General features: G+C 52.1%; 23 protein-coding genes and 1 pseudogene. 3 read left to right on the forward strand and 21 right to left on the reverse strand.

Annotated elements, in window-relative coordinates; translation table 11 throughout:
• A pseudogene (locus C7445_RS12965) lies at positions 1-255 on the reverse strand (hypothetical protein); the annotation flags it as partial.
• A gap of 267 nt (positions 256-522) precedes the next feature.
• The gene (locus tag C7445_RS12970; protein WP_134160975.1) at positions 523-1,452 is read right to left on the reverse strand and encodes a hypothetical protein; all 930 of its coding nucleotides are present in this window, start codon (positions 1,450-1,452) and stop codon (positions 523-525) included.
• A 335-nt stretch (positions 1,453-1,787) separates the two neighbouring features.
• On the opposite strand from C7445_RS12970, the gene C7445_RS12975 reads away from it, so the two are divergent.
• Both C7445_RS12975 and C7445_RS12980 read left to right on the forward strand, forming a co-directional pair.
• Positions 1,788-2,831 (forward strand): ParM/StbA family protein, encoded by a 1,044-nt coding sequence (locus C7445_RS12975; protein ID WP_006446795.1) that lies wholly within the window; start codon positions 1,788-1,790, stop codon positions 2,829-2,831.
• Positions 2,828-3,118 (forward strand): hypothetical protein, encoded by a 291-nt coding sequence (locus C7445_RS12980; protein ID WP_040289351.1) that lies wholly within the window; start codon positions 2,828-2,830, stop codon positions 3,116-3,118. Before C7445_RS12975 ends, C7445_RS12980 begins: the two co-directional genes overlap by 4 nt.
• 123 nt (positions 3,119-3,241) lie before the next feature.
• Here C7445_RS12980 and C7445_RS12985 read toward each other — a convergent pair whose 3' ends face one another.
• From C7445_RS12985 to C7445_RS13015, 8 genes are all read right to left on the reverse strand, one after another.
• The gene (locus tag C7445_RS12985) at positions 3,242-3,769 is read right to left on the reverse strand and encodes a hypothetical protein (protein WP_040288098.1); all 528 of its coding nucleotides are present in this window, start codon (positions 3,767-3,769) and stop codon (positions 3,242-3,244) included.
• Positions 3,770-3,877: 108 nt separating this feature from the next.
• Positions 3,878-8,269, reverse strand: a complete 4,392-nt coding sequence (locus tag C7445_RS12990; protein WP_243835187.1) for a hypothetical protein — start codon at positions 8,267-8,269, stop codon at positions 3,878-3,880.
• 331 nt (positions 8,270-8,600) lie between these two features.
• Complete coding sequence (locus tag C7445_RS12995; RefSeq protein ID WP_243835188.1) at positions 8,601-9,800, reverse strand: hypothetical protein; 1,200 nt, start codon at positions 9,798-9,800, stop codon at positions 8,601-8,603.
• A 257-nt stretch (positions 9,801-10,057) separates the two neighbouring features.
• A complete protein-coding gene (locus C7445_RS13000) occupies positions 10,058-10,417 on the reverse strand; it encodes a type II toxin-antitoxin system PemK/MazF family toxin (protein WP_134160981.1) in 360 nt (119 codons plus the stop codon).
• Positions 10,417-10,578, reverse strand: a complete 162-nt coding sequence (locus tag C7445_RS14690) for a hypothetical protein (RefSeq protein WP_166669148.1) — start codon at positions 10,576-10,578, stop codon at positions 10,417-10,419. Before C7445_RS14690 ends, C7445_RS13000 begins: the two co-directional genes overlap by 1 nt.
• A 202-nt stretch (positions 10,579-10,780) precedes the next feature.
• A complete protein-coding gene (locus tag C7445_RS13005) occupies positions 10,781-11,497 on the reverse strand; it encodes a hypothetical protein (protein ID WP_134160983.1) in 717 nt (238 codons plus the stop codon).
• A 14-nt stretch (positions 11,498-11,511) separates the two neighbouring features.
• Positions 11,512-12,693 (reverse strand): helix-turn-helix domain-containing protein, encoded by a 1,182-nt coding sequence (locus C7445_RS13010; RefSeq protein ID WP_134160985.1) that lies wholly within the window; start codon positions 12,691-12,693, stop codon positions 11,512-11,514.
• Between the two features lie 27 nt (positions 12,694-12,720).
• Positions 12,721-12,921, reverse strand: a complete 201-nt coding sequence (locus tag C7445_RS13015) for a helix-turn-helix domain-containing protein (protein ID WP_134160987.1) — start codon at positions 12,919-12,921, stop codon at positions 12,721-12,723.
• Positions 12,922-13,077: 156 nt separating this feature from the next.
• Between C7445_RS13015 and C7445_RS14925 the strand changes: the two genes are divergently transcribed.
• Positions 13,078-13,752 (forward strand): S24 family peptidase, encoded by a 675-nt coding sequence (locus tag C7445_RS14925; RefSeq protein WP_134160989.1) that lies wholly within the window; start codon positions 13,078-13,080, stop codon positions 13,750-13,752.
• A gap of 39 nt (positions 13,753-13,791) precedes the next feature.
• Here C7445_RS14925 and C7445_RS13025 read toward each other — a convergent pair whose 3' ends face one another.
• The 11 genes from C7445_RS13025 to C7445_RS13080 all read right to left on the reverse strand — a co-directional run.
• Entirely contained in the window at positions 13,792-14,565 is a 774-nt protein-coding gene (locus C7445_RS13025; protein ID WP_134160991.1) for a hypothetical protein, read from the reverse strand.
• Between the two features lie 383 nt (positions 14,566-14,948).
• Entirely contained in the window at positions 14,949-15,872 is a 924-nt protein-coding gene (locus tag C7445_RS13030) for a ribokinase (RefSeq protein ID WP_134160993.1), read from the reverse strand.
• Between the two features lie 27 nt (positions 15,873-15,899).
• Complete coding sequence (locus tag C7445_RS13035; RefSeq protein WP_134160994.1) at positions 15,900-16,862, reverse strand: D-ribose ABC transporter substrate-binding protein; 963 nt, start codon at positions 16,860-16,862, stop codon at positions 15,900-15,902.
• Positions 16,863-16,914: 52 nt separating this feature from the next.
• On the reverse strand, positions 16,915-17,844 hold the full coding sequence (locus tag C7445_RS13040; RefSeq protein ID WP_134160996.1) for an ABC transporter permease: 930 nt from the start codon (positions 17,842-17,844) through the stop codon (positions 16,915-16,917).
• Entirely contained in the window at positions 17,841-19,343 is a 1,503-nt protein-coding gene (locus C7445_RS13045; protein ID WP_134160998.1) for a sugar ABC transporter ATP-binding protein, read from the reverse strand. Before C7445_RS13045 ends, C7445_RS13040 begins: the two co-directional genes overlap by 4 nt.
• 13 nt (positions 19,344-19,356) lie before the next feature.
• Positions 19,357-19,749 (reverse strand): D-ribose pyranase, encoded by a 393-nt coding sequence (gene rbsD, locus C7445_RS13050; protein ID WP_134161000.1) that lies wholly within the window; start codon positions 19,747-19,749, stop codon positions 19,357-19,359.
• 56 nt (positions 19,750-19,805) lie between these two features.
• Positions 19,806-20,795, reverse strand: a complete 990-nt coding sequence (locus C7445_RS13055) for a LacI family DNA-binding transcriptional regulator (RefSeq protein WP_134161002.1) — start codon at positions 20,793-20,795, stop codon at positions 19,806-19,808.
• 234 nt (positions 20,796-21,029) lie between these two features.
• Entirely contained in the window at positions 21,030-21,296 is a 267-nt protein-coding gene (locus C7445_RS13060) for a hypothetical protein (RefSeq protein ID WP_134161004.1), read from the reverse strand.
• Between the two features lie 354 nt (positions 21,297-21,650).
• The gene (locus C7445_RS13070) at positions 21,651-21,842 is read right to left on the reverse strand and encodes a hypothetical protein (protein WP_243835189.1); all 192 of its coding nucleotides are present in this window, start codon (positions 21,840-21,842) and stop codon (positions 21,651-21,653) included.
• Positions 21,843-22,100: 258 nt separating this feature from the next.
• On the reverse strand, positions 22,101-22,205 hold the full coding sequence (locus C7445_RS13075) for a putative holin-like toxin (protein ID WP_100218543.1): 105 nt from the start codon (positions 22,203-22,205) through the stop codon (positions 22,101-22,103).
• Between the two features lie 76 nt (positions 22,206-22,281).
• A partial coding sequence (locus C7445_RS13080; protein ID WP_134161006.1) for a hypothetical protein occupies positions 22,282-22,718 on the reverse strand: 437 nt, incomplete at its 5' end.

The raw sequence follows: 22,718 nt of genomic DNA on the forward strand, positions 1-22,718 counted from the left end.
CAGACGTAACAACGACATGATTCGGTTCCCTGGCACGACGTATCGGCCGCTCGTCACATGCTTCGGCACCTTGTACTGCACCTCGAACATGTCCCACCTGTGCGTCGTCAAATCCTTCGCTGTCTGCCACGGTATCCGTAACAAACGCGCCGCCTGCCCGTGAATCATCACGCCCATCCGCACCAACGCGCGTGCCAGTTCGACCGACCGAACCTCTGCCAGTGCCTCCCACTCTGCTGCTCCGCGCTTTGTCATCCGCATGTCTCCTTCCAGTTCGAGTGTTCATCGCGGGCTAGGTGCCTGTTCGCGCTTGGGAGCTTTAGCCCCCGAAACCCTGAACGGGTTCCGGCCTCTAAAGCTCCCCTCGCTATAATCTCCCTAGCCCTTTTCTTCGAGAGAAACATCGAAATCGCTTGGTAGACAAGACTTTTTTATCGCCTTGGTGACTGTTTGCGAATTAAATTTGCGTTTTTATCGCTGACAATCAAATGATGCAATGTGCAAACAGCCACGTAGAGATCCTCATTTTCGTCTTCGCCGCTCATAGAGACAGTGATTGCAGATCCATTTTGTGCAGATTTCGTTATCGAGCTTAATCACCAATTTTCTTCCACACACAGGACAATCATCCTCAGACGTGACTTTTGGCGGCACTAACGGTATGCGGAACTCAGTCTGCTCAATGACCTCGGGCTCATCCCACGTAGGAAACGAGTTTGCTGACGTCCAGACATAGAAACTGCACAGAGGCTCCTGAGCCCCTTCGTCCATCGATTCACGCCATTCCACTGCGTACGAAAAGTAGCGAGGACGGTCGCTCCGAATCAGTGCGTTATCCCGAAGGCTATTGATGACCACGTGAATCGACTGAATATACTTGTCCAAATCTTTGATCATCCAATGTTCCGGCGGCGTTTCAAACCGAACGAGCATTCGTGCATATTGCGGCGGTTCCTTCGGAATCAGGCTGTTCTCCCAGTACCTCACGTACGTGAGATAGTCCGTCTTGAGCTTATGAATGAGCCAAAACCACAACTGACGTTTCCGTACATACGGACGGTCTCGATGATAGGCCGGATGAAACTTCTTCATCGCGCCATGTCCCAACATCCAAACCGGAACATTTTGAATTGCAAATCCGCCCTTCATCGGCTTGAGTTTGAGATTTTCGGGCAGATGGTCGAATTCCACGAGATTCGAAGCCGGGTTGTAATGCGCAAGCCGTGACGCTGCTTCTTCCCACAGAAATTCCTCAACACGCGCGTTGACTTCCTCAATACCACCCAGATACTCCGTGACAGGATACCGGTCATCCTCCGCCGTCAAATCAAGAAGAGTATCAAATACTGCATTTATGAGAATGTGCCATTGCCGAAGTACATCCAACGGGTCTTTCGAATTCTTCATCATCTCCAAATTAAGCTTCGTGACAGGATGCATTCCTCTTGCCATGCTTCATCCCTCCTCATCTTGACCGTATCATCACCTCACGTATGGAACGCGCCATCTTTACGCCAAAGTTGACCGCGTTGCCCACGTGCATATTGAATGCCACTTGATTATTCATGGATTCCACTTCAAGTTACAATAAACTCTTTATTCATACTGAGTAACCATACATGATGCTTATTTACTACTTGATTCATCAAACGCCATTTACTTTTATGCATGAATGTTATCTCAGTATGCTTGAATGGTCATTTACGCATAATATCGCCCTGTTTGCACATTCATGTGTGATATAATGTGTCTTGATTATGCATGAATGCACAACGGAGGTATGCGGAATGTTGACCATCGGTTTGGACGTCGGAAACGGAAGTATCGGCTTGTTCGTGCGAGACGGGGACACGCTTGTCCAAGACACCATGCCCTCGGTGTATGGGCGTGTGGACTTAACAAGGCAGGTGTTGTCTGTACCCGGCAAGACGGCACCCAACAAAGCAGACGTGTTCGCGTTTGGTGGCGAACACTTTGTTCTAGGCTACGAGAATGTCTACGTCATGCACAGCACCCCGATCGGCGCGTATGACCGCGAACAGCGTTACGCTAGTCGGCAGTTTGAGACACTAGCGAAACTGGCACTACTCGACGCAGCGACACGCACCGGACGAACCGGGGTGATCGAAGTCGCCGTTGCATGCGGCACACCGTCAGAGGACTTCACCACGCGCACCGTTGAAATCATGCAACGCTGGTTCTCCGAACCCATCACCGGAGCCAAGAATGGCGAGCAAGTGGTTGTCATGATTAAACGCTTGGAGGTCATTCCGCAGCCCTTTGCTGTTTTCCTCGACGCATATCTAGATCAGGACGGCCTTGTGGAAGATGACGAGCTTGAAAAGCAAGATGTACTGGTCATTGACAGTGGCTCTGGTACGCTTGATTTGAGCGAGATTCATCAGTTGGAGCTGTCGAAGCAAGCTAGTATTCCAGCTGGCCTCAACGATGTGTATCAAATTATTCTGGAGGAAATCCGTCGCGAAGAGCCGAAAGTGTACGCAACTGCGTACGATTTGGAGGCTCAATTGCGTGCACAAGACGGCGCACAAGAATTCTGGTTTGAGTACGGCGCACATCGGATGAACATTACCGTACTTCGCGAGCGAGCCATGCAACAGGTATGGGACCGAATGCAACAGGGCATTCAATATGCGTATCCTGATCGTTCAAGCTTTGGTAGAGTCATTCTGGCAGGCGGGTCAGGCGAAGCGTTTCGCAACTACTTTTTGAGTTGGCTTCCAAGTATTCGAATTGCATTAGAACCACAATTGGCCGTCGCAAGAGGGCTCTATAAATACGTTTTAGCACAGGAGCATGAGGAATCATGACGATTCGCAGATACGTCCTCTCCTATGACGACGAATATGACCGCGAAATCTCCGATGTCATTGAGCAAACACCCAAACGCCGGCGCGCTGAGCGTGTCCGGCAACTCATTTTACTCGGTATTCAAGCTGAAGCGGAAATGCGGGGCGAGGGTGGGTTAAGACAACAAACACCAACTCATGATAGAGTGCCTTCGTCCTCCACTCCTCAGTCTGATTCCCAAGTAAATCTCGAAACCTCTTCGATAGGCAAGCGCCCCGTCATTCCGCGAATCACGCCAAAATTATAGGGGACGGCCCGCACCGCCCCCTGTCTCTTTTTCATACACTGTACCTAATCCCTGCTCAGACCCTATCAGAGCCTCCATCATGTGTCGATAAACAATAGGAGAATTTCTTATTCAAACGCAGATTCAATGAAAAAATGTCACCCAGTCCTCCTGTTGTGATACGGGCAAAATCCCCGGCACCTCCTTCCAAGCCTTGCCGTCACGGTGATACGCATCTGGCGTGGGAATGGTCTGCGGCACGTATTCTGTTTGCGCAGACGGAAGAGGATCGCTCGGATACCCCTCCTTTCGCCAGATCGTCTCCGCTTGCGTCTTGGTCACACCCGTCCATACCACCACGGGATACACCTTCAGGCGTGGCCAAATCTGATGAAACTGCTGAATCGCATATTGCTCCATCGGTGAAATGTACAGCACATTTGAGCCCTTCACCGCGATCGGCAAATGGCTAACTCGCTTCTTGCGCGCGTCAAATCCGATCAGCTTCGCTTGGAGATTACCTGGAAGCCTATCCATCACCGCATGCACGGATGGCGTGGTGATAGAGCTCGAAGATGTCTGTGACGTCGCATGCGGTATCGTCCCGCACCCCGAAATCGTCGCCGCGAGCGCTGAAGCGGCAAGAAATCCTGTCCACCGTTTTGTCCACATCTTGCACATCCGCTCCTTCCAAAGATGACTCTATCATCTCTGCGCAATAACACGCGCCAACTTTACGCCAATCTGGTGCACGAAAAAGCCGCCCGAAGGCGGCCTCTATCACCACGTCTGATGTTCATGGAAGTACGTACCTGGATCGTTTCCGCTCACCCACGTATCGCGTATGGTGAACGAAGCTTGTGCGGTCGCCACCTGGTTATCCGTCGATTTCACCCAGAACGTCACCGTATACGTCCCGTCCTGCATGTACTGGAGCCACTCATCCCATGCGGTTGGGATATCGCCCTCCAAGTACCCGTCAGACGGATTATACGTGAGCGCAATAGGCGGCGGCGACGTCCAATTGATGGGTGAACCCGGCGGCATCATCGGGTTCATGCTAATCGCCGGCAAGTACACGTAGGCTTGCGCGATGTCCGTGATGGACGGCTTCACCTTGAAAAGCAGGTCTTCACCCGCCCAGAAGTCCGACTCCGACCGTACGAGTTGCGGCTGTGGATCGACATTCGTGTAGTAGTTGTTGTAGTTCTGCAAGTTCTGTTGCCACTCGGGCGTGTGATAGACCTCTGCGTCCGACAACGTAAGCTTGGCTTGATTCCACGTAACCTGCACTGTATTGCTCGCCTGGTCATGGCCACCGGATGGATTCACAAACCACGCGATGAAGGTATCCGTGGTCGGTGCGCTCTCCGTCCACGTCGCGGAATAGCTCGACGCATTCGGCGTGCTCGTGCCGACAACCTTGCCCGTGGTCTCATCGTAGATCTCTATCACATCGCCGGGACCTCCGCCCGTGGTGCTTGTGGCTGTAAGCGTCGTAGCTTGCCCGGCGCGCAGTGTGGTTGGGGTCGCTGACAGTCCAAGATCGTAACTGTACCATGTGACCGAGACAGGTGTCGAAGTAGCCGACACATTTGCGGCAGGGGTCGTTAGAGTGAACGTTTGTTGTTCGTATACAGGTTGTGCCGAACTTTCCTGCAACAACGTCTGTTCCCACGACCAAGTTCCTACTTCCCCCGAAAACCATCCGGATGGCAACTGACTAATGTAGCCCGTAGACATCCACTGTGATGCATCTGAAGTATCTAAAACGTCTACACCATTGCTTACAACCTGTAAATTTACGCCCGCAGGATTAAAGAAGCTTCCACTAAATCCATTGTCATTTAACCCCTCAATGACAACTTGATGCTCCCCAGATGACATTTGTATAGTCGTCGATGTTGACTCCGGAATTCCACTACCAACCAGTTTATCTTCTTGTCCACTACCCCCAAATTTTGCTTGGAGAATTGCATGTCCATCTACATAAACCTGCTCATAGTCATCAACCGTCCCATTTATGTTGAATGTCACAGCTTGAGAACTAGAGAGAAAGAAGGACCCTAAAAAAAATCCAACACCATTCGGGACGTTCGTTCCTCCCACGGCGAACCATATATCCCTTGCATAGTTGGTACTTGGTATGGCTGTTTGATTAAACGCGGATAATGGTATATATCCTGGCATTTGTGTAAATGTCCAGAAAGGAATACTTCCAACATTGTTGTTGATGCTTGGCGCTGTAGGATTTCCCGGCTGTACAACCTCAGCTTCGTATTGATCCATTTCGGGCTGGTTTCGTGTTTGCACTGAACTCACAACCATTTGCCCTGGTTGACCTGTTGCTATAATCCCCCCAGTTGATAAATCTTCAATTTCCAATACATATCCTGATGGCATATTTAAGGCGGTTGCCGTCAAGGTGGTGGAATTATTCACAAATAACCTGTTCTTCGTTGCCGTTAGAGTAACCCCATACCAGTCTACCGACATCGTGTTGCTTTGCATAAGCTCCCCCGAAATCCCACTATTAGTTGAAACATACGCTACAAAGTTATCTGTTTGTGGTTCACTCTCCGTAACCTGAACAGTATATGGAGTAGACAAACTGGAGCCGATTAACTGCCCTGTACTTTCATTCACAATCACCAAATAGTCTCCGCTCGGGACATTCTGCCCGGAAACTGTCAAAGTTGTCGCTTGTCCAGATGGTAACAAGGTGGGATTTGCGCTAAGGGATAATCCAGTCCAAACGACAGTTTGCGAGTTGGACTCCGTTCCAATCTGCTCATACCCATCATTCAACCAAGCGATGAAAGTATCGGTCTCGGCATCGAACGATGTATACTGTGCCGTTTCCGACGATGTGCCCGACGTCGAAACCGTCTGCCCCGTGGTCTCGTCCATGATGACTAGGCTCCACCCCGACGGAATGGGTTCCGAAGTCGTAGCCGTCAGCGTTGTGCTTTGCCCAGTTGGCAGATACTTCGGATTTGCGGTCAGCGTAATTGTGCCCGTCCATGCATTCACCCAGTTCACATCGAGTGTGGAGGTACTCAAAGCATCGCCACTTGAGTCATACACCGTGCCTGTGTAATGCACGGTGACCGTCTGCCCAGATGCTGGATTTTCGGTCTCCGTATACACATCGTACATGTTGGGATCGTTAGCTACATTCCAAGCGTCCGTTCCTCCTGTTCCTTGAATGACGACATAGTCTCCTTGTGCCCATGTACCAGTCACGGAATACGTTATATGGTCTGATTCTCCCGGTTGATTCGATGTTCGATCTGCTGTTAATGTGATTGCAGGTGGTGTGCTCTTCCATGTAACGCCAACCGAGTTCGAATGGGCGACCACTTGTCCAGCCGCATTCACAATCTCTGCACTGTAGGTGACCGCGACCGACTGTCCATTCGCAGGATTACGCATATCAGTAAAAGATCCGGTAGAGGCTGTGTCTATTTCTTCGAATGGAGGACTTGCTCCAACACCACTCAACACAACTTTATCGCCTGGCTGTAAATTTGAAGCTTGATACGATATGGTTGTCGACTGCCCGGAATTCAGCTGAGTTGGCGAAGCCGACACATAAATCGTCTCCTGCGGCAACGTCCATGTCACCAACACCTCATTGGATTGCGCGATGATAGCACCTGTACTGGCATTAATGACATCAGCTGTATAGGAACCAGTTTGCGCAATAGTACTAATGGCACTTACTTCAGATTGCGACTCTCCAATTAAATGATCTGCATATATATTGGCACCTTGAAGGGTGTAGCCGTTCCCCATATCGACAAACTCAATGTAATCTCCTGTTGTATTTCCATTCACCGTCGCTGTGAGCTGACTGGGTTGATTAATCTGTAGACTGGTTGGACTCGCACTTAATGTGATACTGACAGGAGAATAGGGGTTTCCAGAACCAGTCGAACCACTATTCCACGTCACCTGCACCTGATTCGACATGGCGACCGTCTGCCCCGTCGACGCGTTGATGATGCTCGCCTGATACGTGACGGTCTGCGGTGTCTGGCTCACGGCCGGTCCACTTAACCCCGTCTCGCCCACCACGCCATCTTCGAACGTGTTCGATCCGTCGAACGTGCCTGCTCCCGAGAGGTCAGAAATTTCAATAAAGTCACCCGAGGTATTTCCGCTCGCGATAGCCGTGACGCCAGTATACTTTCCTGTCGCCAGCGACGTCGGCGACGCGCTCAAGGTGATGGTCGGCCCGTTTCCGCCATTCCCGTTTGTTCCGCCCGTGTTGCCAGAGCTTGTCCACGTGACGGACACCGTGCCCGACGTTGCATCCACATGCCCTGTGTTTCCGTTGATGATCACCGCTTGATATTTGGCTGTTTCAGGCGTTGAAGAGTACACCGTCTGACTCAGCGACGTTTCCCCGTAAACACCGTCGCTGTATGTATTCTCGCCTGCAATCGTGTCCAGTCCGCTGACGTCCTTGAGCTCGATATAGTCATTCGCAGGCACATTTTTGCCTGTCGCCGTTACGACGCTGCCCTTGCCGGCGGGCAAGCTCGTTGGGTTTGCCGTGAACGTCACGCTCGGCGGTGAGGCGGGCGCGGCCGTCTTCACGGCATACGACGCCTCGTAATAGCGGTCGATGCCATCCACGTAGTACAGGTAGAGCATGCCGCTTCCGCTTGCGCCGCTTGGCACGGTGATCTGAAACGATCTCGTCGGCGCAATAGCCGGGATGTACGTGTCCTGCCATGGCGTGAACCCATACGTCGCGACCTGCTCGTTCGAGTGGCCCACGTCCGCGTTCACGTAGGTGCCCATGTTGTTGAAGTACCACACCGCGATGAGCCCCGACGGCGTGCCCGAACCAGGCACTTTGTCCGGATTGCCCGTGCTATCATCGCTTGGGTCGTTGTTGGTATCCGTCACCGTGACCGTACTCCCGGGCACGAGCGACTGCCCGTTCTGCACGCTGTCTATGCGCACGTACGGCTTGGCGTACGGCGCCAGGTGCACGTACTGACCTGGCGCGTACCAGTATGTGTTGCTGTACGGATTCGGCTGCGCGTACCAACCGGACAACGTGTAGACGTCGGAGCCGGCGTAGTATTTGACCCTTGATGACAAATCTGATGGATTGGTGTTATCAGTAAGGGTGAATCCGTAGGGACCATTGACCAAGAAATGATTAATCCAATCCTGGTTAGCCCCATTACCAGGGATAATTGTTGACGAAGTAAATAGATAATCACCTGGTCCATACCCATTCATAGCTTGCTGGTCTGCCACTTCGATTGCGGATATTGCTGTGGAACAATTATTACCTCCAATTTCGATGTTGTCGCCTGTACCGCTAAATCCGGTCTGAATGTTTCCATTCGTCCACGCTTTACCTACGGAAACCGATATCTGATCTCCGTTTTGGATGTCTGCCAGCGAAGTTTGCTGTGAGGTTATCCAAATAGAAAGCAAAGTTAAAGAAACTATACCTACAAAGAGTATTCGTTTCTTTCTATTGACCATATCGTTCCACTTCCGTAGGATAATTTATTTGTCCACTTCCGGTAGTTACACTGTTTAGAACTCCATGCCCGAATACAAATTCATATGATAATTGATTAATTAAAGGGAATGGAGACGTATAACTGTCCGCTATCCCTCCTGATATTTCTAAAGCGAACTGGTTCGCGTTCGGTTGAATATATCCCCAGTAACCATTACTTCCAAAGGTGAAATTCACTCGATGCTGCTGCGGCGATATAAGCTGTAGAGTTGGTCTATCCAACACCGCGCGCTTTGTACTAGTCAAATCTGAGAAATAGCTGTAACAACTTTGATTTGAACCCTTTAGAAAAGCTACAGTAAGGCTAGGTGCAAATCCTTTGTCACGTTTGAAGCTATACAAAACCGTTCCATTGGGTTCAAAAGTCAGTATCTCGCTGTCTACCATTTGAATCACTTTTGCGTAGACAGAAGGCCAATCAGCAACATTCCAATCCCTGTGGTCTTGTGCTAGATAGAAAAATCCGCCGCTAAGGTCTTCAGCATCCACTAAAGGCGCTAACATCTCGACCTTATTCCGTCCCAACTGCCGCCACCCACGGCTGACCTCCACGATGTTGTTGCGGATCGCCATCATGTCCTTCTGGGTCAAGATACTGTTCGGCCCCTTCACGTCCGTGCCGTAGAAGAACGAGAAGTCCTGCAACAGCGTGTACGGGTCTTGCGACGGCTCCCACGCCATGTCCACGCGGCGCGCCTTCACTTCCCAATCCAAAATCCACTGCGCCAGTTGTCCTGCGGTGACCGGTCCGTTCGGGTTCGTCAACTGAATCCCCAAGTCGGCCGCGTACTTCGACTCCGAGTCTCCCGGGAATACACACGCCAACCCAGTCCACTCCGACTCCGGTATCGGCTTGAACTTCCAATCCCACTGAGTTGATTGCGTTTGTGGGTCTACACCTTGCAACCCCTTCGGCCAGCTCGGAATCGTGTTGAACACCTCAATCAGCTGGTACACTGCGCTCTTCTGCGTGAGCACGTTGGGGTTCGTCGGCGCGTTGCTTGTTGTGTTCGATGTCGCGCTTGCCGTCGCATTTGCCGTGTTGCCCGTGCTCGTCGCGTTCGTCGTGTTTGTGGCCGCGTACACCGTGCCCGCCAACATCGATGAAACCGTCCCCAACGTCACAATCGCTGCAATGGTCTTCCGCATCATGAATCGCTCCCTTTGGATGAAATAAGTGCAAGACCAATTTAGCACACGCTGGATCGCCTCCTTGCCCGTTTCCAACCTGACTTTAGCGCGTCCAAACGTGCAGAACGCGCCACTTTCGCGCCAAAGTGTGCGACCGTTCCACTGTCACCAACGTAGCACGGTGAACGTGCAATTTCGCGCCAAGTTTAGGCCAGGTTGAGCGGACACAAAAAGAGACCCGGCCATGAACCCCGAGTCCCTTGTATCCCGTCATACTAAAATTCCTCTGATGACTCAATCATAAAATTGATCAGCGCTAAAAGATCATCTGGATGTAGAGTCCCTATCCGCCTCGTTAAGTCTTGCGATTGCAATCGAAGCAAGTTCGCCGGATGGGTTTTGACCCATGAAGGCTTGGTGAGATTTGCTTTTGCCCACTGTTGAATGGCAAACTTAAATTTATCGTAGTACTTCTCAGGAGTATGCGGCCCAACGCTGGTGATAGCCGCACAAACAACCATGACTGAATCCGATGAAATAGCCACCACAACTACCGGACGATCCTTGAAACTGGTCGGATCATCCTGATAACGTACAGAAACTAAATATACATCACCGATAGAAACAGACGACATCAACAGTCCTCTTCTTCATACCATTCCCGATGAAGTGGATTATCTCGATCGAGCAGAAGCACACCGTTCTCATCCCGTTCGAGTTTTTGCGCTTTGGCCCACAACGCATCAAAATTCGACTGATTGAAATTGGAAATTTTCTCGGCAAGGGTCTGTGGCATTTCTGACCCCTCCTTCGTATGTCCATCGTCTAACCCTGACATACTGCACTCACCTCTTTGGCATGTGCAGTATGAGCATCTTGTAGAGAAAGTATACCGTAGATGTACATCTGCTGCCACTGACTTTCTGACCTAAAAATCTGGAACCTTGATTAGAGCCGCCAGGGGCGCTCAATGTACCAGACTCATCCTCCTTCGCATCTCACGACCCTTTCACCTCGTTCCACAACGCCCGCTGCTCAAACCGCACCACACGCCCCATCCGGCTTGGCATCGTTGGCACGCGCTTGGCGGCCTCCATCAACTCCGCAAGCTCCCGCTCTTTCAGCACCGTGGCAAGCATCCGTCCGACGTGTACCGCCATGTCGCTGATTTCACGATTCAGCGTCCGCGATGACATGTGCAGTTCCATCGCGCAGGCCACGAGCTTCTTGCCCTGCTGATACCGCAACCGGAACAAATCCCACCATTCCGTACCCTCCACGGCCTGTTCAATCACCCGCATTTGGTCTTCCAACGCTCGAAGCGATTGCCGTACCTTCACCTTCGTCTTCAAGCTCGTCGCTTTGATACGCTTGCGAGACTGCCATAGTATCCGGTACAAGTTCAGCGCCCCATACCCAATCTCCTGATTCGTCGCGTCATCATGCGCGTGGGGGTCACCGGACGTCGGTTCCGGCGGCATAGGCAAAAGACATGTCTGCTGTGCCTCCTGCTTGTCCTTGACGCGACCGTGCACCAGCTGCCACCCGCCTGCGCCCTCTTGCACGTAGATCCGCAGCACAAGGTCATCCAAGCGAACTCCGATTGCCTCCAATACCCCGCGCAGAACCTCCACAAACGTGTCGGGTGCTAATTCACACGTCATCATATGCTCACTCGTCGAACCCATAAGTGCGTACGTGTAGTACCCTTCCACCTCTCACCACCTCCTTATTCGTCTGGAAAGAGCGCATAGAATGCCGCGTATCGCTCGTCACGGACACGCTCCTTGCGTATCGATTGGGATGTTCGTGGTCTGCTTGTCCGTTGCGACGATGATTGAGGCTTGGCGCAGTCTTCCCGATACTCCGACCAGTTGACGGTCTCGACCGGCGCGCGCTTGGCAAGCTCGGCCGCCCAGCGCTGCTTGATGACTTCAGCGCAGTACGCGAAGGTCCGCGGTCGTCGGTCGGCGAACGCGGCGAAAGTGTAGTCAATGCCAGCCAGGATGAAGTCCATGGGCACGCCGCTCGCCGTGAGTTCCTTGAGTGCCCGGTAGTCGTTGCCCTTGGCGAAATAGGGACGTCCCAGGTGCATCGTCATGCGTTGGTCGATGGTTATGTAGGGGTCGTCCTCATTCGTCCAAGCGCTTGGAGGAGTTACGGTAGGCAAAGAAGTCTCGTATGTATCCGCCTGGATTTCTTCTGCCACGGCGATGGCAGCAGGCAAGTCCAACAGATCTGTGAGTCGGTCTCGCTCGGATTCCTCGATTTGGATCGCGTGTGCGCACGCGCGATCTTCGTCTTCTTCATCATCTTTAATCTCTGTCTGTAGTCTCTGGTATTGCTGTCCACGAAATGGACTCCGAAGTTCACTTTCGAAACTCCGCAGTCCACTTTCTTCACTTCGAAGTCCATTCAGTTGACTTCGAAGTTCATTTTCTGGACTCCGAAGTTCATCCGCAACAGAGACAAAAACATCGATTGGTACCCGATATCCCTCTAACGAATATCCAAGTTGCATTAAATGTCTTTGAACCTTCACAATGTTGACCCTATACTGATACGTCTTATCCATTTTGTTCCTTGGGTTTCGACGTTGTTCAATCCACCCAGCCTCAATAAGTGATTTGAGGTGATTGCCGATCGCTGTTTTCGATAGTTGCAGCATGGTCTCTTCCGACAATTCTTCTGCCTTCTTGTAAATCCATCCCTGGCGCAGTTCAATATTCAACTCCTCACCCATATCGCGTGCGCGTTGCTGCTCTTCCATGATGAATAGATCAAAATCATCTACTCGCTCCGACCAGTACAAAAATTGGTTAAGTAATATCGCCTTAACATAGTCGCCTGTGAGCGCAACAAGCTCTTCTTTGATGACTACGCGCTTTAAGTGAATAGATTCTTGTTGCACGATTACCACCTCATTCATTGACAGATGTCAACTTTCAGTAGAAAAAACCTCTTCAAAGGGAAGTTTATAATAGTGGAGTATTTTAGAAATTACCTTATTTCCTGGATTTCTCTTTTTTTGAATGAGAAGATACATCATTGAAGTTGATACCCCTATATCTTCCGCTACCTGTCGAATAGATACATCCTGAAGGTAGCGTTTGATAAATTCCTCTCTTAAATGAATCATGGTCTTATTCACCCCCTTAGGATTTAATTACCTATGACAAAAGTAAATATATGACTATCATTGACTTTTGTCAACATTTTTGAGGAGCAACTATTTATCTTAGTCAACAGTGCCACCTACACTGAACTTAAACTACAGGTTCAGGTGGGTGCATTTGTGTATCGATTTGGACAGTATCTTCGAGAACTCCGTAAACAACGAAATCTGACGATAAATCAATTAGCACTATATTCAGGCGTAAGCGCGGCATTAATATCGCGGATTGAAAATAATCAAAGAAGTAATCCCAAGCCCGATACCCTGAAAAAGTTAGCAAGTGCTCTAAAAATTTCTTATGAGGAGTTACTGCTATATGCAGGCGTCCTGAGCGAACAACCAAATAAGGCTACTTCCAAACCCAGCACCTTAAAACCTGTCGACTCCACTTGGTACGAGCGGCAAGTACCTATCCCTGTTCTCGGCTCTATTCGAGCAGGAACACCAGTGGAAATGTTGGCTCTCAACAGCTCGGAATTTATACTGGTTGATTCGTATATTCTTGGAAATCATGAGGGGTTTGCGCTTGAAGTTGTCGGCGACAGCATGAATGGTGATTATATCTTTGATGGTGATATCGCCATCATCAAGTTCACATCTAACTTTTCTCCTCAAGATATTTGCGTTGTGGCAATCAACGGAGAGGAAGCAACGCTTAAGCGAGTGAAGTGCCAAGGCGATATTTGCATTTTGACGCCAAGCAACCCGACCATGGAGCCGATGGTCTATGACGCTACACTTGTACATGTCATAGGTGTAGTGGTCGAGGTGAGAAGACGATTCAAAAGTAGATAAAGCCAGGGTCTCCAAAATTGAAACCCTGGCTATGTATTATCACGAATTCGTCGCCATGTTTGTTGTACTTGTGGTATTCGATGACAGAGACGTTGAATTCGTACTCGTTGTCACAGTGCTATTTCCTGTTGCATTCGCGGTTGTTGTCGCGTTTGATGTACCTGATGTATTACTTGTGGACGAAGATGTCGTCCCCGTTGTACTGTTCGTCCCTGTTGTACCTGAAGTCGAAGTGGAGCTCGTCGTACCTGCAGATGCGTTAATCATCGTCGTCACATGATTCAATCGTTTAGCTGCTACATTGAATTCATTGGTTAACTGATTGACACGTGCTTCAGCTTTCATGAGGTCACTGGAAGCTACTTGCAAACGACCCTTGGAAATGTCAAGTTTGACCACTTGAATATCTCGGTCAATCAGAGTCTGGTCCGTTTCAAGTTCCTTCTTCACCGTATTGAGGAGCTTTGTGACCGTTGGAAGCGTTTTGACAATCGTCCCATGGTCGTGCCCCTTGTATTCTTTCACGACTTTCTCATAGCTTGAAATCGCTGCTTCAATGTTTTGACGAGCAGTTTGTTCTTTCTTCACGTCTGCTTGATAAACAGTTAGTTCGTTATCGACTTTTATTTGAACAACCGTGCGATGTTCGCGCTTAAGTTGCTTCTGCAAACTGTCAATTTGCGTTAAAACAGATTGATTTGCTTCCTTTCCGGTTATCAATTTAGTTTTAGTCGCTGCAAAAGCTGTTGTTCCGAAGGCTAAGACCGTCGAAACCGCCACAACAGAGCTTATCAAAGCAAAACTTTTCTTCATGGATATTTCCCCCTTTAAAAAGGTTTCATGATGAGGATACATTATAATGATAGGGTCAAAACTCAATCAAAGGATCACACCTCTGTGTTACAATTAAACTGAAAAGAGCGCCGGAGCTGCAGCACCGACGCCTGGGCAGTGTCCCTGCCCGTCAGTTAAACACTTGCGAACAAGAGACCGTCCCATCGGCGTGAACCTAATGAGGGCGGTTTTCTTGCGTTTTATGGTAAGAACTAACGCCTTGACGATCATTCACAACATGACGTTAAACGATCCAAACTTCATCAACGCCAGTACCTAGCTACAGTCATAGTCCCAATCCCTCCCGGTCCAACGGGCATGGAGTGAATCCCCAACAAACCCCTTGCGTGGACTTCACACACTCATACGGAAGATGTGAGAAAAGTAATGACCTCTTGGCGCTGCGGAATGCTGTTTTGCGCGCCAGACCGAGTAACGCAAAGCGCAGCCGCGGCCGTGGCCACTTGCAACGACGGCTCTGGTGACGAAACACCGTCCCAGTCGGCCGCAAACACGCCCAGAAACGTATCCCCTGCGGCTGTGGTATCCACCGGTATTACTTCGCGCGCTGGAATGACCATGGTGCCCCACTCGCGCGAAACCGCAACGCTTCCAAGCGCACCGAGGGTCACGAGTACCATCCCCGGTCCAAACTCCATCAGCCGCTGAGCAGCGAGCCTGGCGCTCTCCACATCGACCACGTCCTTACCCGTCAGTCGAGAAGCCTCTGACTCGTTCACGGCGACAATGTCGTCCCTGCCAAGCCAACCTACTTCCATGGGTACGACCGGTGCAACATTCCACAAGACACGCCACTGACGTTGATGGGCAACGGTCAACGCTTGCCTCACCGTCTCGCGCGGGATCTCGTTCTGAACCACCAGAGCAGAGCCTATAGGCCACGGAATCTTTGCACAGGCGTGATCAACATCCGCCGGTGTCAAAAGGCCATTGGCGCCGTCACACACCACAATGCGATTCTGACCGTCCGCCTCCACGGTAATGAGCGCCATGCCTGAGGATCCATCCTTGGGTATGACACCGGCCACATCCACATGAGCGGCCTCCAGCGCTTCCCGCAACGGCCCAGCAAACGTATCATTGCCGACTGCTCCCACCATGCACACGCGGCCGCCATAGCGCGCGGCCGCGATGGCCTGATTCGCACCCTTTCCACCCGTGTGCAAGGCGGCTTGTGCCGCCTTGACCGTCTCACCAGCCTGTGGCATGTGGTTCACCACGGCCACGATGTCCATATTCAAGCTACCAACCACCGTGATGTCCACGCATTTCACCTCATACGACCAGCGTTATCAGAAACCCGTGAACGCCGTGTTTTTCTCCACCAAGTGAAGCGGCGAATTGACTTGCTTCGGCACAGTCTCACCCTTCGCCAGCTTCACCGCGTATTCGACACCAAGCATGCCTTCCTGCGTCGGCTGCTGCGCAATATCAGCATACATTAATCCCTGATGCACGTCGGCCACCGCTTCTTTCTCGCCATCAATGCCGACGATTTTAATATGCTTTTTGCCTGCTGCCTGAATGGCTTTCAACGCCCCCAGCGCCATTTCGTCGTTCTGCGCAAACACACCCTGGATATTCGGGTGCGCCTGCAGGATGTTCTGCATCACATTCAAGGCCTGGCTGCGGTCAAAACTCGCCGTCTGCCGCGCCACCACCTTGATGCCCGAGGCCTTCGCGATTTCCTGATCAAAGCCTTTTTCCCGGTCAGCCTCGGCCGAGGTGCCAATCACGCCCTGAAGTTCTACAACCTGTCCCTTGCCGCCGAGCGCTTTGATCAATTCATCGGCCGCCATCTTCCCCGCTTCCACGCTGTTGGAGGCGATGAAGCAGGCGACATTGCCTTTGGTAACGCTGCGGTCCAGAGTCACTACCGGAATGTGCGCGCGATTCGCCTGTTCCACGGCAGTGGAGAGACTCTGGCTGTCGGCAGGATTCAGGATAATGGCGCTCACATGCTGCTGAATCAAATCCTCCACCTGATTGAGCTGCGTCGCCGGGTCGTTGTTGCCGTTGAGCACCGTCACTTGCACGCCGAGTTTTTTCGCTTCTTGCTGCACCCCATTGGACATCGCGACAAAGAACGGATTGTTCAGGGTCGACACGGCAAAGCCGATCTTGATGGTTTTCGCACTCGCGGATCCGCCTAACGCAGCTTGCGCGTTCGATTGACTCGCTGGGGAAGTGCCACATCCTGCAACCGCTCCCATCGAAATCGCACCTGCTACCAACGTCGCATACCATTTCTTCATAACAAACAACCCCCTTGAATATGTGCAATTTATGAGATGGTGCCATAGCACCTTATCTCCCGTCAGACTTTTTGCGATCCAACATGATGGCGATGAGGATGACCAGCCCCTTCACCGCATCCTGATAAAACGAGCTGACATTGAGCAAATTCAGACCGTTGTCGATCACGCCGAGGATCAACGCGCCGATGATGGTCCCCACCAAGGTGCCCTCGCCGCCAAACAGGCTCGTTCCACCAAGCACCACTGCCGTGATGGCATCGAGCTCGTAGCCATTGCCTGCCGTGGGCTCCGCCGTCGCAAGTCGCGAAGTCAGAATCAGACCTGCAAGTGCAGCCAGGATGCCGCTCACCACGTACACCGCGACCAGATACCTTTTAGCACGCACGCCCGCAAGATAGGCCACCTTTTCGTTGCCGCCAATGGCATAGATGCGCCGCCCTGCCACCGTCCGCGATAACACGGCCCAGGCAATGAAAAACATCACGATGGTAATCCACACTGGAACCGGAATCTTCAGTATGGATCCATTACCCAAACCATTAAATGAGTTGGGTAGATTGAAAATCGGCTGCCCATTGGTGTAAATCTCGGTCAAGCCGCGGAACAGGGTCATCGTGCCCAACGTGACGATGAAGGGCGCCAGCCGCGCGTAGGCCACTAGCACGCCGTTGAAGGCTCCCGCCACCCCGCCGATGCACAGCGCCGCTATGCCCGCCAACCACGGGTTCGTGCCCCCGACCATCCACTCGGCCGCAAGGGCAGAGGTGAGCGCCAATGTGGAACCGACCGAGAGATCAATGCCAGCCGTCAGGATGACAAAGGTCATGCCTATCGCCAACAGCGCGTTGACCGACGTCTGAAGCAACACATCCAGTAGGTTGCTCACGGTCAAAAATTGTTGCGAAGTTATGGATAAAATAAGGACAAGCAAGACGAGCCCCAAGAGCGGACCCAGACGATACCGTCGAAACCAACTCATGATTCAACCTCCTGACTTCGCGCCACCAAGGCCATAAATACTTCTTGATCCATGTTTGACCCCATCAATTGTCCCACCACGGCGCCATCACGCATCACGTAAACGCGATCACTCATGCCAAGAAGTTCGGGCAAATCGGACGAGATCATCAAAATGCCCTTACCGCGCGCTTTCATCTCGTTCATGAGCTGATAAATATCGTGTTTGGCACCGACGTCCACTCCTCGCGTCGGCTCGTCAAGCACGAGGAGCTGTGGATCCTGCGCCAGCCATTTTGCAAACACGACCTTCTGCTGATTGCCTCCACTCAGGTTGACCACCGGCTGATCCGCATCTTGCACGCGAATTGAGAGCCGCCTGATCCATTCCTCGGCAAACGCTCGCTCACGCTGCTGCTCGACAAAACCCAGACGCTGGCGCTCGGCCAATGTGGGCAGCGCCAAATTTAGGCGCACGGCAAATGGAAGAATCAAACCGTCGTCTTTCCGGTCTTCGGTCACGAGAGCCACGCCGTGCTCCAAGGCTTCACGCGGACTCCGGAATTGTACGGACTGCCCCTTAAGGCGCATTGTGCCGCCTAGCAGACGATCGATACCGGCGATAGCCCGGGCGACTTCAGTACGGCCAGCGCCCATCATGCCACCAATGCCGACGATCTCCCCTGTCCTGACCGTCAGAGAAATCGGCTTATGCAATCGGCGCGTCTGGATGTGATCCAGTTCCAGAATCACATCGCCCGGCTGACTCTCGCTGCGCGGGTAACGGTTTTCCACACTACGCCCCACCATGCGCTCGACGAGTACATCCTCTTCCACTTCACGCATGCAATAGGTGCCCACCGTCATGCCGTCACGCAGCACCGTTACGCGATCCGCGATGGCAAACAGTTCCTCAAGCCGATGCGAGATATAGATAATCCCAACACCTCGACGCTTGAGATCGTCAATCATCTGGAACAGGCGCCGCGTTTCTTGATCCGTCAGTGCGGCGGTCGGTTCGTCCATAATCAGAAAGCGCACGTCGCTTTGAAGCGCTTTCGCAATCTCGACTAGCTGGCGTTCGCCGATACCAAGTTCCGACACTGGCGTCTCCGGGCTGCGCGAAAGCCCGACGAGCTGCAGTAGCTCGCGCGTCTGCTCGCGCAGCTTCCGCGAGCGAATCCAGCCGACTGCCGTCCGAAACGGCTGTTCATAGCCGATGAGCAAGTTCTCTTCGATGGACAGGTTAGAGAATAGATTCAACTCCTGATGAATGATGTTGATGCCTGCTTTGCGCGAGTCGAGAATCGAGTGAAAGTTCTGGGGAACTCCATCGAGCAGAATCTCCCCCGAGTCCGCTCGATAGATCCCTGTGAGCGTTTTCATCAACGTGGATTTACCCGCTCCATTTTCACCGAGCAGCGCATGAACCTCCCCGCCTTCAACGGTCAGATCCACCTTGCGCAGGATCGGAACGCCGGAGAACCCCTTCTCAATAGCTCGCATCTCAAGGCGAGACATGTTGCATCCCCTCTCAAAAGGCCACGCCAGCGACTAAAATCACGTTGGCGTATGGCGTGAATTCCCCTGTTCGTATCACGGCGCGCGCACGCTGAAGCGCGTTCTTCAGCCTATCGTGGCTGACCAGCGTCCCTCTCGTCCCGACACGCTCCCGCAGCTGCTGCATGTGGGCGGGATCTCGCTTGACCCACTCCTCGGCCGCTATGAAATCCTCGACTACAAGTTCGGCGAGCACCGCCTCCAGCACATCATCGAATGATGGTACCCCCGGAGTGACCGCGAGATCGACCAAGGGCACATGGGGTGGGACGGGGAGGCCACAGTCGGCGATGGCAATCAAATCACCATGCCCGGCTTCCGCAATCAGACGCGATAACTCTCCGTGCAGGACTCCGCTGCGTTTCATGTTGTTCCTCCTATGTGGTAACGTTTCCACACTAGACACCCAAACGTCTCTAAGTTTCAGATTGGCCGATGGCTGGATTCTCTCACAATCAGCTTGGGTTCAAATTTGATAGGTTGTTGATAATCCAATTCTTCGTTCGTCAGCAGCTCGTACAACAACTCGAAGGACGTTTTCCCCATCTCATAGGCAGGCTGTTCAATCGTGGTGAGAGAAGGGCTGACATAGTGTGCCGATGGAATGTTGTCATACCCGACAATCGCCAGATCTCGTGGAACATCGACACCCATCCTGGTCGCTGCCTGAATGGCACCAATGGCCATTAAATCATTGCCCGCGAAAATAGCGTCCAGTGTCCGCCCTGCCGCAATCAGTTCGCTAATTAACGAAAACCCTGACGCATAGCGAAAGTCCCCCTCCAGGGAAATTGGCGCGAACCCGGCCGCCCGCATCGCATCCTCATAGCCTCTCCTGCGCTCCTGCGCCGATGGGGAATCAGCTGGCCCCGCAAGATGGATAATGTCCCTACAGCCAATCTCCAAGAGATGCCTCACGGCCATCACGGCCCCCAGGTGATTGTCTGTCCAGACCGCCCACTCGAAGTCCGACGAGCGGCGATCCACCAGAACCATCGGCGTCTCATCGGCAGCTTCCCGAATCGCCACCACCTCGCTGCGACTGCCCACCACAACAATACCATCGACCCAGCGGCCATGAAGCAAGTGCATGTACATCTGCTCACGCACCGCATTCCAGTCGGAGTTACACAGCAGCACCGAATATCCGCGCGCAATCGCCGCGTCCTCGACGCCTCGCGCCAATTCCGCAAAAAATGGGTTGGCAACGTCGGGAATCAAAAGGCCAATGGTCGACGTCTGCCGACTGACCAGCCCACGAGCAATGCGATTGGGCTGAAAATTGAGTTCGCGCATGGCACTTTGCACCTTGCGCCGCGTCTCTTCTCCGACGTATCCGCTACGATTGATGACGCGCGAGACCGTGGAGACGGCTACACCTGCTCGCTTAGCGACGTCCTTGATGGTAACCAACTGCATCACCGTTTACGACGAAATAGGGAAACGTTTTCATCCTCTTGGCGAGATTGTATCAGGAAACGTTTCCACACACAAGAGGATATCGTACAAAACGATAATACGTCGCTCGTGTACAGTACCATCGTTCGGCTCGGCCGCTTGTACCATTGCCAATTGTACAATCGCACGCTCCAAAGTGGTAAACTAAAAAAGGAATTCGGAAAGTCGGTTCCGAATTCCTTGGTATCGTCAATTTACATCATCACTGCGACTTGATCTAATAATAACTGGGGATGACGGCGCGATAAGATTCCAACGCCGAGCAAAAGACATAGCCATCCGCATCGGATCATCGTGAAGATACACGTCGGCATAGTCCAAGAACATTTCATTGATATATGCCTTTTCAGCCATGAAACGGTCACGCACCTTAATCTCGTCCAACTGTAACTGCTCAACCATACATTTCATGACAGAATTCAAATATCCCCTTACATGTTCTTGCTCGATCTTCACAGCCATCACCACCCGTCTTAGCAAAACTCATTACACATGTATTAGATCCTAATCCGTTATACATTGTTCAATTCCTGTATAAGTGCCAAACCAAACCTGTCCATAATGATGGCGTGCTCCATTCCGTGCCCTACAGCCTGTTCAGTCACCCGCATTTGGTGTTCCAACGCTCGAAGCAATTATCACACCTTCAGCTTCGTTTTGATTCTCGTCGTCTTGATACACTTGCGAGCATGAGAGAATACCATAATATCCGGTACAGGTTAAGCGCCGCAGAGCCGATCTCCTGATACATCGCGCCATCGTGTGCGCTCATCAGTCCCCATAAGGGCGTACATGTAATTCTTATATATTTCACCAATTCATCAGTCGTCTGGAAAAGAGCACGTAAAATGCCGCATATCGCTCGTCACGAACGCGCTCCTTCACGACCTCCGCGCAATACGCGAAGCTCCGCGGACGTCGATCAGCGAAGGCGATGAACGTGTAGTAAATGCCAGAGATAATGAAGTCTATGGGCACGCCGCATGCCGTGAGTGCCTTCACTGCATTGAACCTATGATTTATCCAGCTAAGGACGTACAAGTTTTAGGTGTTGTGGTTGAGGTTAGACACCGCATCCATCGGTCTGAATGAAAAGCCTTCATTGACGTATCAATCTCCTGTGTTACACTTAAACTGAAAAGAGCGCCGGAGTTCACGGCTCCGACGCTCGGGCACCGACGCCTGGGCAGTGTCCCTGCCCGTCAGTTAAACACTTGCGAGCAAGAGACCGCCCCACCGGCGCTAACCAATGGGGGCGGTCTACTTGCGTTTCATGGCAAGAACCAATGCCACGACGAGCGTCAGCAACGTGACGATGAACGATCCAAACTGGATCATCAGCGACAACGCACTCGCTACACTCATGGCCTCACCCCCTCCCGTGAAACGGGCAGAGAGTGAACCCCCAAGGTGGTGCTTGTACCCAGTCTATCACATCCAATCAGGAACCTGCATAGCTCTGCACGACCGGCACGATTACCGTGAAAGGCTGCACGTTTGCCGCGTAGCTCGGCATCGTGAACTGTACCACCGCGACCATCGAAGGGACATCCAGCGTCTCGTTGATTCCATACGCGCTGTTGACATAGTGGTATGGGAATGTCGTATCGCTCCAGTCGTAGAACTCCTCGTCCACAATTCGAGGCGCGACATGGAACGTCGAATTCGGCACCGGTTGGAGCGTGTTCGGGTCAAGTCCGAGGTTGTTCGCGAGCGTCGTCTGGAACGTCTGAGCAGCCTCCGTCTGGTTAAAGATAGGCTGGCCGTTCGCCGTACTAGACGCCACCACATCCTCCACCGCGTCCTGGCTCGCGAGGAACATCGCATTCACGATACGGTGATACACCACCGTCTCCATCTCCAAGTTCAGCACCTGTT

The organism is Alicyclobacillus sacchari, assembly GCF_004366795.1.
In the GTDB taxonomy this organism is placed as follows: Bacteria; Bacillota; Bacilli; order Alicyclobacillales; family Alicyclobacillaceae; genus Alicyclobacillus; species Alicyclobacillus sacchari.

Bases quoted from the DNA above. Each gene is read 5' to 3' on its own strand.
- C7445_RS12985 (WP_040288098.1), bottom strand. From the start codon at position 3,769: ATGTGGACAAAACGGTGGACAGGATTTCTTGCCGCTTCAGCGCTCGCG.
- C7445_RS14690 (WP_166669148.1), bottom strand. From the start codon at position 10,578: ATGCCACAGACCCTTGCCGAGAAAATTTCCAATTTCAATCAGTCGAAT.
- C7445_RS13075 (WP_100218543.1), bottom strand. From the start codon at position 22,205: ATGAGTGTAGCGAGTGCGTTGTCGCTGATGATCCAGTTTGGATCGTTC.
- C7445_RS13035 (WP_134160994.1), bottom strand. From the start codon at position 16,862: ATGAAGAAATGGTATGCGACGTTGGTAGCAGGTGCGATTTCGATGGGA.
- C7445_RS13000 (WP_134160981.1), bottom strand. From the start codon at position 10,417: ATGTCGTCTGTTTCTATCGGTGATGTATATTTAGTTTCTGTACGTTAT.
- rbsD (WP_134161000.1), bottom strand. From the start codon at position 19,749: ATGAAACGCAGCGGAGTCCTGCACGGAGAGTTATCGCGTCTGATTGCG.
- C7445_RS12970 (WP_134160975.1), bottom strand. From the start codon at position 1,452: ATGGCAAGAGGAATGCATCCTGTCACGAAGCTTAATTTGGAGATGATG.
- C7445_RS12995 (WP_243835188.1), bottom strand. From the start codon at position 9,800: ATGCGGAAGACCATTGCAGCGATTGTGACGTTGGGGACGGTTTCATCG.
- C7445_RS13015 (WP_134160987.1), bottom strand. From the start codon at position 12,921: ATGATTCATTTAAGAGAGGAATTTATCAAACGCTACCTTCAGGATGTA.
- C7445_RS13040 (WP_134160996.1), bottom strand. From the start codon at position 17,844: ATGAGTTGGTTTCGACGGTATCGTCTGGGTCCGCTCTTGGGGCTCGTC.
- C7445_RS13025 (WP_134160991.1), bottom strand. From the start codon at position 14,565: ATGAAGAAAAGTTTTGCTTTGATAAGCTCTGTTGTGGCGGTTTCGACG.
- C7445_RS13045 (WP_134160998.1), bottom strand. From the start codon at position 19,343: ATGTCTCGCCTTGAGATGCGAGCTATTGAGAAGGGGTTCTCCGGCGTT.
- C7445_RS12980 (WP_040289351.1), top strand. From the start codon at position 2,828: ATGACGATTCGCAGATACGTCCTCTCCTATGACGACGAATATGACCGC.
- C7445_RS12975 (WP_006446795.1), top strand. From the start codon at position 1,788: ATGTTGACCATCGGTTTGGACGTCGGAAACGGAAGTATCGGCTTGTTC.